Genomic DNA, 15,945 nt, shown 5'->3' with positions numbered 1-15,945 from the left:
CAGCCAGCAGACACTGCTGGCTGTCTTTTTTCGCCTGAAAATCAATTAGGCCAGCAACTGCGCCAATCCACTCGCTCGTTCTGTACGTAAGCGCACAGCCCGGTTGACCACCTCTTGCTGAGCAAAAAGATGCAGCTTTTCTTTCGCTCGGGTAACACCTGTATAGATCAACTCACGGGTCAATATCGGACTGAAATCTGCCGGCAGTACCATCAAGGTATCGGCAAATTCCGATCCCTGAGATTTATGGATTGTCATCGCATATACCGTCTCATGTGCCGGCAGGCGGCTAGGCAGCACGCTACGGATCGAGCCGTCAGGCATCTCAAAGTAAACCCGCAAATGCGGCTTCTCAGGAGTCACCTTATGATCAGTCATCGCAATACCGATATCACCGTTATATAAGCCTAAGCCATGATCATTACGGGTGATCATAACCGGACGTCCCGCATACCAGGTCTCATCCGTCGGGCGAATTTTACCAATACGAACCAGTTCACGTTCAATGCGTTGGTTTAAGCCTGCCACACCGAAATCACCTTCTCGCAATGCACACAATAACCGAACTTTAGAAAAGGCTGTCAGTACGTCTTTCGGTTCCTGTTTCAGCTCAATCGCATCTAAATAATCGCGATAGAACGTCACCGTCAGATTAATCATGGTCTGGTAACTTTCAGCGCTCAACGGGTAGCTATTGATATCTTTAAAGCCCTGTTGGCACACTTTTTCGACATCATACGGCTTGCCTTCGTTGATGGCTTTCGCCAGCTTTCCAATGCCTGAATCGGCATGAAACCGGTAGCTTTTACGCAGCATGCAGAGGCTATCAGCCACTTTACTGACGTCGCCAGCCTGGATCGGAGACAAATTAAACCCCGTCAGATGGCTCAGCAGCCGGCCTTGTTCCTGACTGTATCCCTGAGACGAAAAGGCGCAGATATCCCCGAGTACCGCCCCCGCCTCAACCGATGCCAGCTGATCCCGATCACCGAGCAAAATCAGTTTGGCATGCGGTGGCAGGGCGTCGAGCAAACGTGCCATCATGGGTAAATCCACCATTGAGGCTTCATCGACGACCAGCACATCAAGGTGCAACGGGTTATCCCGGTGATGACGGAAGTCGACCTGATTAGGCACTGAGCCTAACAAACGATGAATAGTACTGGACTGAGTCGGAATACGCTGACGCACTTCCGGCTCAACGGGTAAAGACTGTACAGCCAAACCAATCGATTCTGTCAGACGGGCAGCAGCCTTACCCGTAGGGGCAACCAGTTTAATGTTGGGTACGTGTAATTCACCGTCAGGGCTGGTGTGCTGTGCCTGCTTGACCAACGCTGCCAATAACTTTGCCACTGTCGTGGTTTTACCCGTGCCCGGCCCCCCTGAAATAACCGAAAACTGACGGGTGATCGCCGTCGCTGCGGCGACTTTCTGCCAGTTCAGGCATGCATTCTGCGGTATGAGATCATCGAGTGGGTTCAGCTCTTCCGCTCTGTCGGCCGACAGCAGCACCTGATCGATGGCCGCCCAGTCCAGTTGTTCGGCGCACACAATATCTAGCTTATCGCACACTTCATTGTGGCGACTGTCAGCACTATCGGCAGGCCCGGGGCCCCCTTTCTTCAACTGCTGCAATGCCTGATACAAGTAGGTATAGGTACGCGGAAACAATTCATCCAACACCGTCGGCATGATCGCTGCCGGTTCAATGGATTGCGCGCTATGATGAAGTTTCTCTGCCACCCGCTTTTCAAAATTCCAGTAGCGATGTAGGTACAGCCGCCCCTGTTCGAGCACTAGTGGAGTCGCCTGCCGGGCGCCTGATCCCGAGGCATCCGATACCGCAGGCAACGACGTCAGTTCCGCAGCCCATTGTTCAGGTGCCGGTAAGCCCGCTAACAACGCCGCCGAAACTCTGACGGGTAAGCCAAACAGTGAGTGGTTTTCGATTTTATCGAGCATCAGACATACATGCCCTTTGCCTAGCTCATGGCTGACTAAGGCTGCCACCAACGCCAGTAGCGAAGAATGTGACTCGGGCGTACGCTGAGCCAGAAATTTAGCAAACTGATAATCCAACGGACGCAGTACACCTTGTTTGGTGAGATCTTCTAAACGCTTAAGCATCAATCTGCTCTCCATCAATTAACAGGTCTAATTCAGCCAGCAAGGATTGGGTCGGACGCGCATAAAAAATGCCGCTGTCACTGCCGGCATCCATACCGCGTAAGAAGAGGTAATAGACCCCGCCAAAATGCGTTTCATAGTCATAGGCTGGAATGCGGCTGCGCAAAAAACGCTGCAAGGCTAAGGCATAAATCTGGTATTGCAGATCGTAGCGGTGATCGCGCATGGCCCCGGTCAGCAGCTCCCCCCGATAGGCATTAGGATCATCGCCTAAGTGATTCGATTTCCAGTCCAGTACATAGTATTTACCCTGATGTTCAAACACTAAGTCAATAAAGCCTTTCAGCATTCCGCTTACGGTAGCAAAGCCTAACTCACCGGCCCGGGCAGAGATACTATCGTGTCTGGCAATCACCTTGTTCAGCATCGCAGAAGAGAGCAATTCAATCGGCAGCAAAAACTCCATTTCAGTTAAACGTTGGGTCGCTTTTTTATCAACCAACTTAAGATCATTGCCATCCAGCGGGCAATGAAGAACATCTTCAATCAGCTTTTGCAGCACTGGCAGCCAGGCCGCCTCGTAATTTTCCCGCAGCAGTAACTCAGTCAGGATAGTGACGGTTTCAGGGCTATCTACCGGTGCGGTAAAGTCAATTTCTTCGAACACGGTATGTAAAAACGTGCCCGGACGCGCACCACGGGGGAAGGTATAAATGGAGTACTCAGGCTCAAGCTCAATGATCGCCTCTTCGCCGTCCTGCGCTTTTTCTGCCGCAGAATCGATATCAAAACCGGGCAGATCCAAGCTGCTGTCGTGATAGGCCTGATGGCCCTGCTTGACCAGGCTGGAGTAACTGGTCATCCACCAGTTACGTTCAATTTTTGCGTTAAATTCACTTGGCTGCAGTGTCGGTGCATCCTGCTCGACTGGCTGCCATTTGCTATCTGGCAAACCTGGCGGCTCGGCCACTGTGATTGCCGGCTGGCTTTCAGCCAGTTTAGCCAGGGCAAGCTCCAGAGCCGCGATACTGCCTTCCTGACCATTTTGCACCAAATGCCCCATGGCAGAATGGTGCAGGCCAGTCGGCTCTTTGGTACTGCGGCCATTACGGATTGGCGCCATACCAACAAAACAACCATAGACCGCTCGCGTTAGCGCGACGTAGATCAAGCGTAGATCTTCTGCCAGACGCTCTTTATCGGCTTTTTCTATCGAGTCGTCTTGCTTAGTAATATCAAGAACGGTGATATTTGCCTGTTCATCGTGATACTTCACTTCGCTTTTCTTGTCGACTTCACGATAGCTACAAACAAACGGCAGGAATACCAGATCGTATTCCAGCCCTTTCGATTTATGGATCGTGACGATCTGCACCAGGTTCCGCTCTGACTCCAAACGTAAAACCTGATCTTCCGCATTACCGTTAGGCTCTGCAATGTGTTCGGCTAACCAGCGTAACAGGCCGTAATCACTGTCTAAGGTCTGGCTGGCTTCCTGCAGCAATTCACCAATATGCAGTAAATCCGTCAGACGCCGCTCGCCGCCCTCTTCCGCTAACAAACGTTCAGCAATGGTCGATTTAGCCATCACACTGCGCAGCATTGGCATCACACCGCGGGTTAACCACAATTTACGGTAGTCTTTAAACGCATTAACGGCCGTTTCCCACTCGGTTTCATCACTATTGAGCTGGTCTAAATCGACCGCCGTTAACGCAAAGAGACTGGAAGCTAACGCCGCACGCAGTGCGCGATCATCTTCTGGTGTTAATACCGCTTGCAATAAACGCTGCATATCAGCGGCTTCCGGCGTGGAAAACACACTGTCGCGATTCGATAAATAGACACTGGCAATCCCCTGTTCAGCTAAGGCCTGACGTACCAGCTTGCCTTCATTGCCGGTTCTGACCAGGACAGCAATATCACTCGCCTGAATGGCTTTCTTGTGCTCTTTGTCTTGGAAAAAGGCACTACCTTGCTGGGATTGGGTGAGAACATTCTGGATCTGGGCTGCCGTCGCCTCGGCCATCACTTGCTGATAACTGCCTTTAGTCACGGGTTTGCCATCCAGGCTATCCTGATGCCAGAAGGTCAGCGCATGCTGAGCCTGATTATCGAGCCACCAGCTACGTTCCGGCGCTTTGGGGCTATGGTTCACCGACAGGAACTGAATGTCCTGATCGTAAATAAACGGGCTATCCGGCTGTTCAAATACCCGATTGACCGAGGCAATCATGTCGGCGGTTGAGCGCCAGTTAGTACCCAGGGTGTAATGATCACTGACCTGACGACGCGCTTGAATATAAGTGAAAATATCAGCACCGCGAAAAGCATAGATAGCCTGCTTAGGATCGCCGATCATAAACAAACCGCACTGCGCCTGCTCTGCACTTTCGGTGGTATAGATGTTGCTGAAAATACTGTACTGGAGGGGATCGGTATCCTGGAATTCATCAATCATCGCCACGGGATACTGGCTGCGAATGCGCTCAACCAGCAGCTCGTCACGATCATTATCGATCGCCGCAGAGAGCTGAGTCAGCAAGTCATCGAACGATAACCAGCCTTTGCGCTCTTTGGCTTTCGCGAGCAGGGTGCGGCATTCTTCTATTGCGTGAGCCATTAAGGGATCGCGCAGATTGGCCGGGTTATCAAGCAGCTCAGCAACAGCAGCAAACACCTCATGCTCAGGGGCGTCACCTTTTGCCGTTTTTTCGATCAGCACCTGCTGATGGAAGCGATCGAGCTTATCCGGCAAGTCGTAGCCCAAGGTTGGCGATGCCGCCCATAAGCCCACCTGTTCTAACCATGCCGGCAAACTCTTTTTGGTATAGCTGCGCTTGTTTACACCGGAATTGGCTATCAATGCTTCCAGATCCGCTTCATGTTCACGCCATAACGCTTTAAAACCGTCGATGCGGTCGAGGTTTTTATTGTGCAATTCAGCCAGTGAATCCGTCATCGCCTCGACGCTTAACTTCACCGGAGCACCGGTTAAACTGCCACCGATATCTTTCAGTAACGCCGCCGGCGAAGACCATACGTCTCGCACTTCAACCGCCAGGCTATGCGGCAAGTGGTAGAAATTACGACGCCAGTAGTCGGCCGCGACTAAACTTTTCAGCTGGCTTTCATCGGTCACGAATTCATTATTAAAACGGCTGCCCGACTCAAAGGCATTTTGGGTCAGCATGCGCTGACAAAAACCATGAATGGTATAGATAGCCGCTTCATCCATCTGACGCTCAGCTTGCAGTAAAATCTGCGCCGCCGTCTGATGATCGCTAATTTCCTCAAGCAAAGGCTGGATCACCGGATCGTGACTGACACCCCGGCTAAATGCTAACCGGGCATCATGGATCCGGGCTCGAATGCGATCTCTTAATTCGGCGGTCGCCGCTTCGGTAAAGGTTACAACCAGAATTTTATCAACGGTCAGCTCGGTGGCATGTCGCGTTTCTGCACTGCCATGGCCCAGCAGCAAACGTAAATATAAGCTGGCAATCGTAAAGGTTTTACCTGTACCCGCAGAGGCTTCGATCAAACGGGCCCCATGCAGTGGAAATGTCATTGGCTGCAGGGTTGCTGCCCCGACTGATTTCGGCATCAAATGTGTTCCCGAGCCTGACTGCGAATGACATTCGGAGTCTTGCGTTATTGCTTGAGTCATCAGACATCACCCTGTTTGATTCAGAAACCAGATCCGTTAGTGATAATGATCACATTAGTTTTGTGATCCAATGCTTATAACGGGTTTTCAGTATCTGGAATAACATTTTATTCTATTTATGTGAGAGTTTACTCACGGTTTACCGTTCGTAGTTTGGTTAGTATCGCGGCCAGAAACTTGGTCTGCCTCTGGACCTGTGGTCGTACAGCGAACACCCTACAAATAAGAATGATTTGCTGACGACCACACTACACCCCTTTATATTTTTCCCTACGATTCTTCCGCTGTTTCGCTATGTAAAACGGCAGCCTGTAATATTCGGCTCGCCATTTGTGATGCCTCATTCGCTAGCGTTTCGTTCCATTGCGGCCAGACCCGGGCAATATAATTGTCGGCCCCTTCGCCCGGATAGAGATAGCCGTCATTAAAACAATCAGCCATTTTCTTGAGTGATTTTTCCAAGGTATCGGCATCATCTTTCCAGCTGCCGTCGCGACCAATACACGCATTAATACCCGCAAGGGCCGTTTTCGGAAAATACGGCAACGGCTTATTCAAGCCCTGGTAATACAAACTCACGGCTTCTTTGAGGTAAGCATTGGCCTGCTCAGGCTCAACCTTAAGTAAGGTTAAATGGTTATCGGTACCAATCAGGTGAGTGATCTGGCTCTGGCCTCCCGCGGCCAGACAAAGGTGATCGAACCATGCGGTTAATAAATCCTGCACACGAACTTTGCCACTGCGATAACGTACCAGTCCGGCTTGATAACGCTGCTTGAGCCAGCCCTGCAGCCGGATCTCTTGTCCTTCAATCTGGAAAGCGATATCCACTTCATGATCATCCAGCGGGCCCGCCAGTAACGGGACAATTGAATCGGCCAGTGCGATCACTTCGATTCGTGTCGCTTCCAGCTCTAACTCGCCAAACGCCGCGACAGGGACATTTCCTGCCGCCTTCTGTTCCGCTGAAAATTGTCTGAATACGTCATCATCATTTTGCTGATTCAATTTGGCATCAAGCAGCAACGCCAGTAATTGATCGCGCATCAAATAACTGTCTAAACCGTTAAGTACAAAGGGTTCATCATCTTCCATCACACCCATCGGCGGTTCAAAGAATACTTTTAAACGACGATTAAAGAAATAACGCACAGGTAAGCGCCAGAATCGCTGTAATTCAGCCAGATCCAGCTCGCGTGTTTGCTCCGCGTCAAGTGACTCTTCCTCAAGGGCCGCCAGCTGGAAATCTTTACCTGCTTTACCGTCACGCAAGGCCGCCGGTAACCATTCCACGGCATAGCTGGTTTGCTGACCCGTAAAGGCATCAGGGCTGAACGGGACTAACGGGTGGTGATGAATTAACTGATCTTTGATCCGCACCGCTGATGCGTCGACAGGGAGCAATTGATCACCTGCCACGCAATAACCTTGCTGACAATATTCCACCAGCTCACTGACCAGTACCGACGGCACTTTTTCGCTGTTGTCCTGAATCGAACGGCCCACATAGCTGATATAAAGGGTTTCCTGTGCCGACTGGATCGCTTCAAGGAACAGGTAGCGGTCATCATCACGGCGAGATCGATCACCCGCTTTGGTGCGGCCGTCCATTAAATCAAAGCCTTCCGGCGCAATATTTCGCGGGTAAGCGCCATCGTTCATGCCCAGCAAGCAAACTGCCTTGAACGGAATAGAGCGCATTGGCATCAGAGTACAGAAGTTAACCTGACCCGCTAAGAAGCGCTGACTCACCCGCTCGCCCGATAGTTTATCTTGCAGGTACTGGGTCAGAACCGCGGGGGTGATCAATGTTTGATAACCGGCATCATCAAGCTGTTCATGTAAGCGATGTAAGCTGTCACGGATCGATTTAAGGATCAGTTCGCCTTCCAGTTCGACGGCAAAGAAATCATCTAATAACTGATTTAATCGCTCCGTCCAGGCTGTCACCGATTGCGGCTGCGCCAGCTGTTCACGGTAAGCGATCAGGCTATCAATAAAGCTCGCTAACTGACCGGCAAGCTCGGCATCTAAGCCCTGTACCTGCTCATAAGCAGAAATCCCTTCAAATAAACCCGCATCGTGAGGCATGGCATAACCCAGTAACATACGCTGAATACCGAACAACCAGGTATTCTGATGTTGCTCCGGCAACTCAAACTGACAGGCCGTCTCTTTATCTAAGCCCCAGCGAACACCGGCTTCTTCAATCCAGCGCTTGATTTGCCCAAAGCTATTACTGTCAAAGCCAAACTTGCTCATTACTGCCGGCACTTCGAGCAGTTCCAGTAGTTCAGATGCGTGACAACGGCTTTCAGGCAGGGCCAGCAAACGCAGGAAAGCCAGCAGAACCGGGTTTTCCTGTTCCGCAGTTCGATCTGAGATGGAAAACGGAATATAACGATTACCCGGCGCATTACCAAATACCGCCTGAATGGCTGGCCCGTAGGCATTGATATCGGCCACCATCACAATCACATCACGCGGCTTGAGGTTTTCATCAGCATCAAACATGGCGAGCAGTTTGTCATGCAGCACTTCCACTTCCCGCATCGGGCTATGACAAGCGTGAATAGACAGGGAAGGATCATTCGCCGCAACGGGCAACTTATGGAAGCTGGAATCTAAAATATCGTCATTTTGGCGATCTTCTAAATTGAGAATATCGGCCTGAATAGAATGCAGCAGCGTATCTGCTTCAATATCCACAAACGCTTCCACTTCCCGGGCTTGCATTTCAGACAACAGATACAAATTATCCCGTCCGAGTTTGCCCATTGAAGCCAGCAGGCTGTTGCCGACCACATCGTTGTGCATGTCATCATGGATATTGTCTTCAACGCTGCCTTTAAGCTGCTCGGCTAACTCGCCCTGCTCACTGTGATCATCTAACCATTTCACTTGTAAACGCTGTTTTGCCGCGAGCCGCGCCAGGTATTTACGGTCACGGACATCGCCCCAGTAATAACGACAAGGGTTAGTAAACATCAGATGAACGTCAATATGCTCGCCCATTGCCGCCAAGGCATCAAGGTAGCGAGGGGGTAACGACGAGATACCAAAGACAAACAATCGTTTAGGAAGCCCTTCAGGCAAAGTTCCGCTGTGAGTGTAGTTCTCAAGCGTATCGATAAAATGCTCGTACAAATTGGCACGATGATACGGCGATTGCTCTAATGCCAGGGTATGATCATATAATGCCTGCCACAAAATGGGCTGCCACGGATGTTCACCCTCTAATTCGGCAACGACGTCACCCGCTTCCCATTGTTGGATCCACTCCGGGCGATACACTAAGTACTGGTCAAAAATATCTGCGATTTTTTCTGCCAGCTGATAACTTTTCAGACTGTCTTGATCATGTTCTAAATACCGTTTAAGCGGCTCAAACTCCGGCTTCTCCAGCTGCTCAGGCAATACCTCCATCAACTTCCAGGTCATCGCTTCTTTATTGAAAGCACTGCGCTCGGGCACGTCAGCCAACACCTGGGTAAACATTTTCCAGATGTAGGTTGCAGGCAGAGGGAATTCGAGGTTTGCCGCGACACCAAATGATTTCGCCAGCTCCATCTTCAGCCATTGCGACATGCCGGGGCTTTGCACCAGAATTTGTTCTGGTTCGAATGGGTTATCAAGAGGATTGAGGCGGATCAGTTCAACCAGCAGCGATTTCAATAAATCCAGTTGGTTTGAGTGATAAACAGTAAACACGCAGATATCTCACAAAAAGAGAAAGTTACCCTGATTGTCTACCAAGAGCCGATAAGCTGCAAACACGAATCTTTGAACCCGGAAAGGAAAATGTGTATTAAATTTGAAAGATTTATAATAATTGAATACATTTAACCGCACTTTCAGTTTTGCTTAATCTGTTTTTATTACCCATATTAACCAATGAGATAAAATGAATATTGCGCTGAAGCAACTCAGGGTCTTTGTCACCGTTGCCCAGGAAAGAACGATCACGGCTGCCGCCGAAAAACTGTTTTTATCAAAGCCGGCAGTGAGCATGGCGTTAGCTGAGCTGGAAAGGCAGCTGGATCATAAGCTGTTTGATCGCAATAACAATCGTCTGATCATCAATGAACAAGGTAAGCGCCTGTTGCCTTTAGCCGATGAACTGTTGGCTCGCAGCCACGCCATCGAAAACTTATTTGACCAGGCAGGGCCGGTCACCGGAAAATTAAAAGTGGGATCCAGTGACACGGTCGGTAATCAGGTGACCCCTTTCCTGCTCCGTGATTTTCGCGCCAGCACCCAACATGCGGATCAGTCGCTGTTTATCTCCAATACGGCTCAGATTTGCCACAAGCTCAGTGAATTTGAACTTGATGTCGGTCTGGTTGAAGGCAAAGTACAGCAAGCCGATCTGATCACCAAGGCCTGGTTAGACGATGAAATGGTCGTGGTTTGCCATCCGGATCACCCACTGACGCACATAGACAACTTACGGTTGTCGGATCTGGAAAACTCACAATGGATTCTGCGCGAGCCGGGATCGGGCACCCGTGAGTTTTTCCTTAATCGCATTTCACCGCGGCTGGAAGAGTGGCATCAGGCATTCGAACTCAATACCACCGAAGCGATCATCAACTGTGTGGCGGCCGGGTTAGGGATCACCTGCTTGTCAAAGCTCGCCATTGCGCACGCGGTCAATGACAAGCGCCTGGTCTTGCTGGATTTACCTATCGATATGCGCCGCCAGTACTGGTTGCTCTACCACAAAGAAAAATACCAAAGCCCGTTATTGACCCTGTTTCTCGATTTTTGTCTGCAGTGGCAGTTAAATCCGGCATAGAGAAGAACTACATGCGGTTATCACCAGAGCTGAAAGCAATGATCTGGCTGATCTGACACAGGGGACGGCCCGTTTCCTGCTGCCAGTCATTGAAGGCCGCTTGAGAGGCCAAAAGCGATTTTTGCGTATCGCGGCCACCATCAATGATCCCAGTATTGCGTAAATAGGCTTCTACGTCGTGACTCAGAATAAAGGTATCTTTACCCATAACGCGTAGCGTATAGGGGCCGGTGTTTCCCCCCAGCCGTTTGCCATTACGTTTCAGGTAACGCCACAAGCCGATAATATCCTCTTGTGGCCAGTCGGCAACCATGGCGGAAAATGAACCATGTGCCAGAGCGGCTTCATGGATCATCTGAGCATTTTCCGCAATGGTCATGACCTTACCTAAATGACGAATAATGGCAGGATCGGTCGCTTTGCGTTCCCACATGTCATTCGGGATCAAGAGCATCTTCTCGATATCAAACCCAAAGAACACCTCTTCAAAATTTTGCCATTTACTGCGAACGACACGCCAGCTCATACCACACTGAAACACTTTCTGAGTAAATGCCGCCAGCCAGCGAGCATCAGAAATTGTATTTAATTCCTGAGGACTCAAAGGAGTAGCGAGTAAACTCTCAAGCTCAGCCTCACCTCCCTTTCTTTCTGCTGCTCGGGCATAAATCTGAGTAAATTTTTCTCTCACCATCACATTAACACGCTTATCACTGGACAGAAGCCTTTATGCTACTGTATAAACAGCCAGTAAATCAATTTCGGGAGAGGGTGACCATGGCTGTTATCGTCAAATATGTAGTTGAGCGCAACGGAGAAGAAAAGATGACTTTCACCTCTAAATCCGAAGCCGACGCATACGACAAGATGCTGGATATGGCTGACGATATGTTTACTTTACTAAGCGAAAGTGAACTATTCGAAGATGAAGCTAAACAAGAAGAACTTTCACTGTTCTTAGCACAGAAGCGTGAAGAAGTACTGGTTGCATTAGGGGCTAAAAAAGCGAAAGCGGCACCTAAGAAAAAAGTGGCAAAGCCTGAAGTGATTGAAGATGAACTACAGGAAGATGCTGCTTAATCATCATTGATGATGACGTCGTTAAGAATAGCGCCGTTTATAAGTACTTCATCATAATAAACCTCCGATCCGGAGGTTTTTTTATGCATGAAAAGTACGTTTTCAGCGAACCACTTCCGGCCAAAGTGTGAAATTAGTCATAATCTCGTCATTTTTGACTGATTGCTTCGTCAGCCCTTCTATATCGTGCCAACTGTCTTTATGATGGTTTTATATTAATACTTAGCGATGAGCTAATTTTACAATCTGTGAGATTTACAGATTGAGCTTTGAAATTTTTAGGAACGGAGACGATTGATAATGGCTAGCTTTTCACTTGCCTTAGGTACTGCGACTCAAAACCGCGATGGTAAAATCATTGAAGCCTTTTTCCCAACGCCAGCGCTTAACCCGTCAGAAGAACTGGTTAAAGCAGTCGCTGCCGTTGTGGGTTACAAAGAAGGTAACCAGGCTATTGAAGTGACACCCGCTCAGTGCGCAAGCCTTGCTACTGCATTCGAATCTGCAGGTGACGAGAAAAGCGCGCAGTTTGCAGCTAAAGCCGCTCTCTCTTCACAACCATTGGTTCTGGTTATTCTTGCGACAGACTCTGCACCGGCATCTGTCGCTGAAGGCTTCCTGAAGCTACAGCTTATCTCTCACCGCCTAGTTAAACCTCACGGCGTGGTACTAGACGGTATCTTCGGCCTGCTTCATAACATCGCATGGACCAACCAGGGCCCTATCGATCTTCCAGAGCTGGCAGAACGCCAGATGCAAGCGCGCCTGAACGGTGAAGTGCTAACCATCGACTGTGTCGATAAATTCCCGAAAATGGTTGATTACGTCGTACCGGCAGGTATTCGTATTGCTGATACTTCTCGTGTTCGCCTTGGCGCGCATGTTGGTGAAGGTACTACCGTGATGCACGAAGGCTTCATTAACTTTAATGCGGGTACCGCAGGCGTAAGCATGGTTGAAGGGCGTATTTCTGCCGGTGTTATGGTTGGCGAAGGTTCTGATATCGGTGGTGGTGCCTCTATCATGGGTACCCTGAGCGGCGGTGGTAAGGTGGTTGTTTCTATTGGTGAAAACAGCCTGCTGGGTGCCAATGCCGGTCTTGGTTTCCCACTCGGTGACCGTTGCACCATTGAATCAGGCCTGTATGTCACGGCTGGCTCTAAAGTACGTATGCTGGATGCCAGCGGCCAGGAAGTCGAAGTGGTGAAAGCACGCGATCTTGCCGGTAAGTCAGATTTGCTATTCCGCCGCAATTCTGTAACCGGCCAAATCGAGTGCCTGACCAACAAGAGTGCGGTTGAACTGAACAGCGAGCTACACAGCAACAACTAAGTTCAGACTATCAATAACTAGAAGGCTGCTATCGCAGCCTTTTTTATGCTATTCAATAGCATCATCAATCAATAACCGCGATCAGTCGCACTGTAGCTACTCTCGCCTTCCTTTGACTCGAGACATTCATTTATGTAGCCCGGATTTATCACCGTCGAGACTTGCTGACGACCCGTACAGTAATCAAACCGGCCTTTCAAATATCCCGCCCGATAAGATTCGTACTCAGTCTCTGTTAATGCCCCCAACTCCGACAAACGCTTATTATTAAGCTCTCGGTAACCCTGCTCTCCGTGGTAAGACCCTAATTGCAGCCACTCTTTATTCGCAGATAATTCAGCCTCATACCGGGCCGCACAACCAGACAGCACGATCAGGACAACTAACATCGTTAACCTCAGCATACTAACTCCCCCTGCCAATAACGTTTATACCAATTGGTATTATTTATTAGTTATTTAGTAAGTATGGTTCAAAGTATTAAAATGCGATGTTAATTTAGAGCCGCGGCCGCTTGTTTGCCGCTTTCACTTTTCGTACCAACCGCAACCAGCATTAATCCGATAAAGGCTGCAACCAATAACACCACACCTAAGTGCCAGGGCTGACTAATTCCCGATTTCAGCAACATACTGCTGATAAGCGAGGCTGACACCATCTGACAGGCTCCAGACAGTGCTGAAACGGTTCCCGCACGATTGCCATAGGGAACTAATAGCATCGACTGTGCACATGGGAATGCCATACCATTTGCCATTGCCAGCAAAAAGTGTCCGGCACTGACCCACCCCGCAGAAACCGGCGCAATCATCAGTACCAATCCGGCAAGTAAGTGGATCAATGGCGCTAACTGGAGGATTTTCTGGGTACCAACAACGGGCCTGATTCGCTGGCAGAGCAATCCGCCGGTCAACATGCCAAAGGCTGGGATCATCGCCCAAAACGCGTATTGATCGGAACTCATCCCAATCTGAACCTGCATAATGAAAGGCATCAGAGAAATAGAGATCACAACCAGGGAGAAATTGATCCAGCCAATTCCGGCAAAACTCAGGAAGTGACGCTCACGCAGCAGAGTAAAATAAGAGAAAACAAGCTTACCAACGGATTGAGGCCGAGAAGAGTGACTCAGGGTTTCGGTAAAAGTGAATACCAGCACCAGCCAAATCGCCGCGATATAGACCAGCAATAATATAAATACCGCGAGCCACCCCCAGTAGTGGTTTACCATACCGCCGATAACTGGCGCGACGATAGGGGTAAAAGCAGCAACAATAGCAACCCAGGTCATCGCTTTCACCAGATTCTGATTTTGGTAGCTATCACGCATGGTTGCCCTGGCAAGTACCGCGACACTCCCGGCTCCCAGCCCTTGCACAAAGCGTCCGGCTAGCAACCAGGAAAAAGTATCTGCATGGGTAACAGCCAGTACCAGCCCTAAAAGTGCAATAAGCAAACCGAAAAGCAAAACGGGACGGCGGCCAAATACATCCGATAGTGGGCCATAAATAAGCTGTGACGGCCCGAACCCCAGTAAGTAGCCCGAGACTAATAATTGAACCTGATCAGCACTCAACTGAAGATCCTGAGCGATCCATGGTAAAGACGGAAAGACTAAGCCGAGACTCAGCTGACCAATACTGACGATCAAACAAGCCAATAATAAAGGTTTCCAGTTAAACCTTTCCATATATCCCCTTTTATACCAATACCCGACTCTCCATTATGCACGTTACAGGTAAAACTATTAGCAACAAGCACTTAAGGGCTTATTTCCCACTGGGACGTAATATGGATTTTCACTAAAAAAGCAGCTTAACCAAAGGCATAAGCTGCTTATTTTTATGCATTAAAAGCAATCTGGATAAATAGCTAGATTTTACTGATCTTATAGGTTAACGGATTAGATGCTGAAAACTTACTGCCTGATGTTTCAACATTGCCTTGCTTCATCGCAACAAGCACTTCTTTCTGTATTTTCACAACCGAGAAAAACCTCACAATCATAAAAACGATAAAAACCGGCATAATGATCTGGCTTAGCGGGACTGATTGCAGTACAAAATCATTGATTAGCCAGATAGCCAACATCAACAGCATGATATAGAGGGAGTTGGGCTTCAGTACGATCTTCACATCTTCAGGCGTTTCTATTCGTTCGTAGAAAAACTTCATGGTTATTGCCTATTATCAGAAATTGCCCTAAGCCTCTCACACTTACTTATCAGATGACAAGATCGGAATGCCCGGTTGAAATTTTGAGTTGTAACAAAGGATAAAAGGAAGGTGATTAGAGTCGCGAGAGGCGGGGCTCTAAGGGGTCATAGTGCGCTTCACTAAACCTTGTCATCCTCGAACTCGAGGGACGAGATTATCGGGGATCCATCGCGCGTTGTTCGACCGTGGCTATAGATTCCCTATCTCGCTCGTGCCTCGCTGGAGGGAATGACGAGGTTTTAGCTTTTGTTCAAACGTAAAAAAGCCCAGTCTTTCGACTGGGCTTCTCTAATAAGTGGCGGAGTGGACGGGACTCGAACCCGCGACCCCCGGCGTGACAGGCCGGTATTCTAACCAACTGAACTACCACTCCGCAGTGTCTATTCAGCATAAAGCAATTTGGAACCTGGCGATGACCTACTCTCACATGGGGAGACCCCACACTACCATCGGCGCTACTATGTTTCACTTCTGAGTTCGGCATGGGATCAGGTGGGTCCATAGTGCTATGGTCGCCAAGTAAATTCTTTTTTTTCAGCAAGGCTGAAATATCAATCTTTATACAGTTTACGTTTATAGCAACGCAAACTTAAATTTGGCGCCTGGCGATGACCTACTCTCACATGGGGAGACCCCACACTACCATCGGCGCTACTGCGTTTCACTTCTGAGTTCGGCATGGGATCAGGTGGGGCCACAGCGCTATGGTCGCCAGACA

The 15,945-nt window shown here is 49.3% G+C and carries 10 protein-coding genes, 1 tRNA gene and 2 rRNA genes; 3 read left to right on the top strand and 10 right to left on the bottom strand.

The genetic code is table 11. The annotated features are described in order from the left end of the window. Positions 1 to 45: 45 nt before the first annotated feature. From recD to recC, 3 genes are all read right to left on the bottom strand, one after another. On the bottom strand, positions 46 to 2,130 hold the full coding sequence (gene recD, locus C9I89_RS19490; RefSeq protein WP_107284989.1) for an exodeoxyribonuclease V subunit alpha: 2,085 nt from the start codon (positions 2,128 to 2,130) through the stop codon (positions 46 to 48). Further along, a complete protein-coding gene (gene recB, locus C9I89_RS19485; protein ID WP_170107744.1) occupies positions 2,123 to 5,737 on the bottom strand; it encodes an exodeoxyribonuclease V subunit beta in 3,615 nt (1,204 codons plus the stop codon). Before recB ends, recD begins: the two co-directional genes overlap by 8 nt. A gap of 333 nt (positions 5,738 to 6,070) precedes the next feature. Further along, the gene (gene recC / locus C9I89_RS19480) at positions 6,071 to 9,511 is read right to left on the bottom strand and encodes an exodeoxyribonuclease V subunit gamma (protein ID WP_107284987.1); all 3,441 of its coding nucleotides are present in this window, start codon (positions 9,509 to 9,511) and stop codon (positions 6,071 to 6,073) included. A 193-nt stretch (positions 9,512 to 9,704) separates the two neighbouring features. On the opposite strand from recC, the gene C9I89_RS19475 reads away from it, so the two are divergent. Next, entirely contained in the window at positions 9,705 to 10,598 is an 894-nt protein-coding gene (locus C9I89_RS19475) for a LysR family transcriptional regulator (RefSeq protein WP_107284986.1), read from the top strand. 7 nt (positions 10,599 to 10,605) lie between these two features. Here C9I89_RS19475 and C9I89_RS19470 read toward each other — a convergent pair whose 3' ends face one another. Next, positions 10,606 to 11,292, bottom strand: a complete 687-nt coding sequence (locus C9I89_RS19470; RefSeq protein ID WP_107284985.1) for a DNA-3-methyladenine glycosylase I — start codon at positions 11,290 to 11,292, stop codon at positions 10,606 to 10,608. A gap of 83 nt (positions 11,293 to 11,375) precedes the next feature. On the opposite strand from C9I89_RS19470, the gene C9I89_RS19465 reads away from it, so the two are divergent. Then, a complete protein-coding gene (locus C9I89_RS19465; RefSeq protein WP_107284984.1) occupies positions 11,376 to 11,678 on the top strand; it encodes a YebG family protein in 303 nt (100 codons plus the stop codon). A 300-nt stretch (positions 11,679 to 11,978) separates the two neighbouring features. Continuing rightward, positions 11,979 to 13,010, top strand: coding sequence for a 2,3,4,5-tetrahydropyridine-2,6-dicarboxylate N-succinyltransferase (gene dapD, locus C9I89_RS19460; protein WP_107284983.1), 1,032 nt, complete (start codon positions 11,979 to 11,981; stop codon positions 13,008 to 13,010). Between the two features lie 68 nt (positions 13,011 to 13,078). On the opposite strand, the gene C9I89_RS19455 is transcribed toward dapD, so the two are convergent. From C9I89_RS19455 to rrf (C9I89_RS19430), 6 genes are all read right to left on the bottom strand, one after another. Next, the gene (locus tag C9I89_RS19455) at positions 13,079 to 13,414 is read right to left on the bottom strand and encodes a DUF2799 domain-containing protein (protein WP_107284982.1); all 336 of its coding nucleotides are present in this window, start codon (positions 13,412 to 13,414) and stop codon (positions 13,079 to 13,081) included. Positions 13,415 to 13,503: 89 nt separating this feature from the next. Further along, positions 13,504 to 14,700: a multidrug effflux MFS transporter gene (locus C9I89_RS19450; RefSeq protein WP_107284981.1), complete on the bottom strand. Its 1,197-nt coding sequence runs from the start codon at positions 14,698 to 14,700 to the stop codon at positions 13,504 to 13,506. Between the two features lie 182 nt (positions 14,701 to 14,882). Further along, positions 14,883 to 15,185, bottom strand: coding sequence for a hypothetical protein (locus tag C9I89_RS19445; protein ID WP_107284980.1), 303 nt, complete (start codon positions 15,183 to 15,185; stop codon positions 14,883 to 14,885). Between the two features lie 338 nt (positions 15,186 to 15,523). Continuing rightward, positions 15,524 to 15,600, bottom strand: a tRNA-Asp gene (locus tag C9I89_RS19440). Between the two features lie 31 nt (positions 15,601 to 15,631). Then, positions 15,632 to 15,747: ribosomal RNA gene (gene rrf, locus C9I89_RS19435) — 5S ribosomal RNA — on the bottom strand. Positions 15,748 to 15,827: 80 nt separating this feature from the next. After that, positions 15,828 to 15,943 (bottom strand): 5S ribosomal RNA (rrf, locus tag C9I89_RS19430). Between the last annotated feature and the right edge of the window lie 2 nt (positions 15,944 to 15,945).

This window comes from Photobacterium lipolyticum (assembly GCF_003026475.1).
GTDB classification, from domain to species: domain Bacteria; phylum Pseudomonadota; class Gammaproteobacteria; order Enterobacterales; family Vibrionaceae; genus Photobacterium; species Photobacterium lipolyticum.
This window is presented reverse-complemented; position numbering and strand designations above follow the sequence as displayed.

Coding starts and splice junctions, on each gene's coding strand:
- recD (WP_107284989.1), bottom strand. CDS start 2,130: ATGCTTAAGCGTTTAGAAGATCTCACCAAACAAGGTGTACTGCGTCCG.
- recB (WP_170107744.1), bottom strand. CDS start 5,737: ATGCCGAAATCAGTCGGGGCAGCAACCCTGCAGCCAATGACATTTCCA.
- C9I89_RS19475 (WP_107284986.1), top strand. CDS start 9,705: ATGAATATTGCGCTGAAGCAACTCAGGGTCTTTGTCACCGTTGCCCAG.
- C9I89_RS19470 (WP_107284985.1), bottom strand. CDS start 11,292: ATGGTGAGAGAAAAATTTACTCAGATTTATGCCCGAGCAGCAGAAAGA.
- C9I89_RS19465 (WP_107284984.1), top strand. CDS start 11,376: ATGGCTGTTATCGTCAAATATGTAGTTGAGCGCAACGGAGAAGAAAAG.
- dapD (WP_107284983.1), top strand. CDS start 11,979: ATGGCTAGCTTTTCACTTGCCTTAGGTACTGCGACTCAAAACCGCGAT.
- C9I89_RS19455 (WP_107284982.1), bottom strand. CDS start 13,414: ATGCTGAGGTTAACGATGTTAGTTGTCCTGATCGTGCTGTCTGGTTGT.
- C9I89_RS19450 (WP_107284981.1), bottom strand. CDS start 14,700: ATGGAAAGGTTTAACTGGAAACCTTTATTATTGGCTTGTTTGATCGTC.
- C9I89_RS19445 (WP_107284980.1), bottom strand. CDS start 15,185: ATGAAGTTTTTCTACGAACGAATAGAAACGCCTGAAGATGTGAAGATC.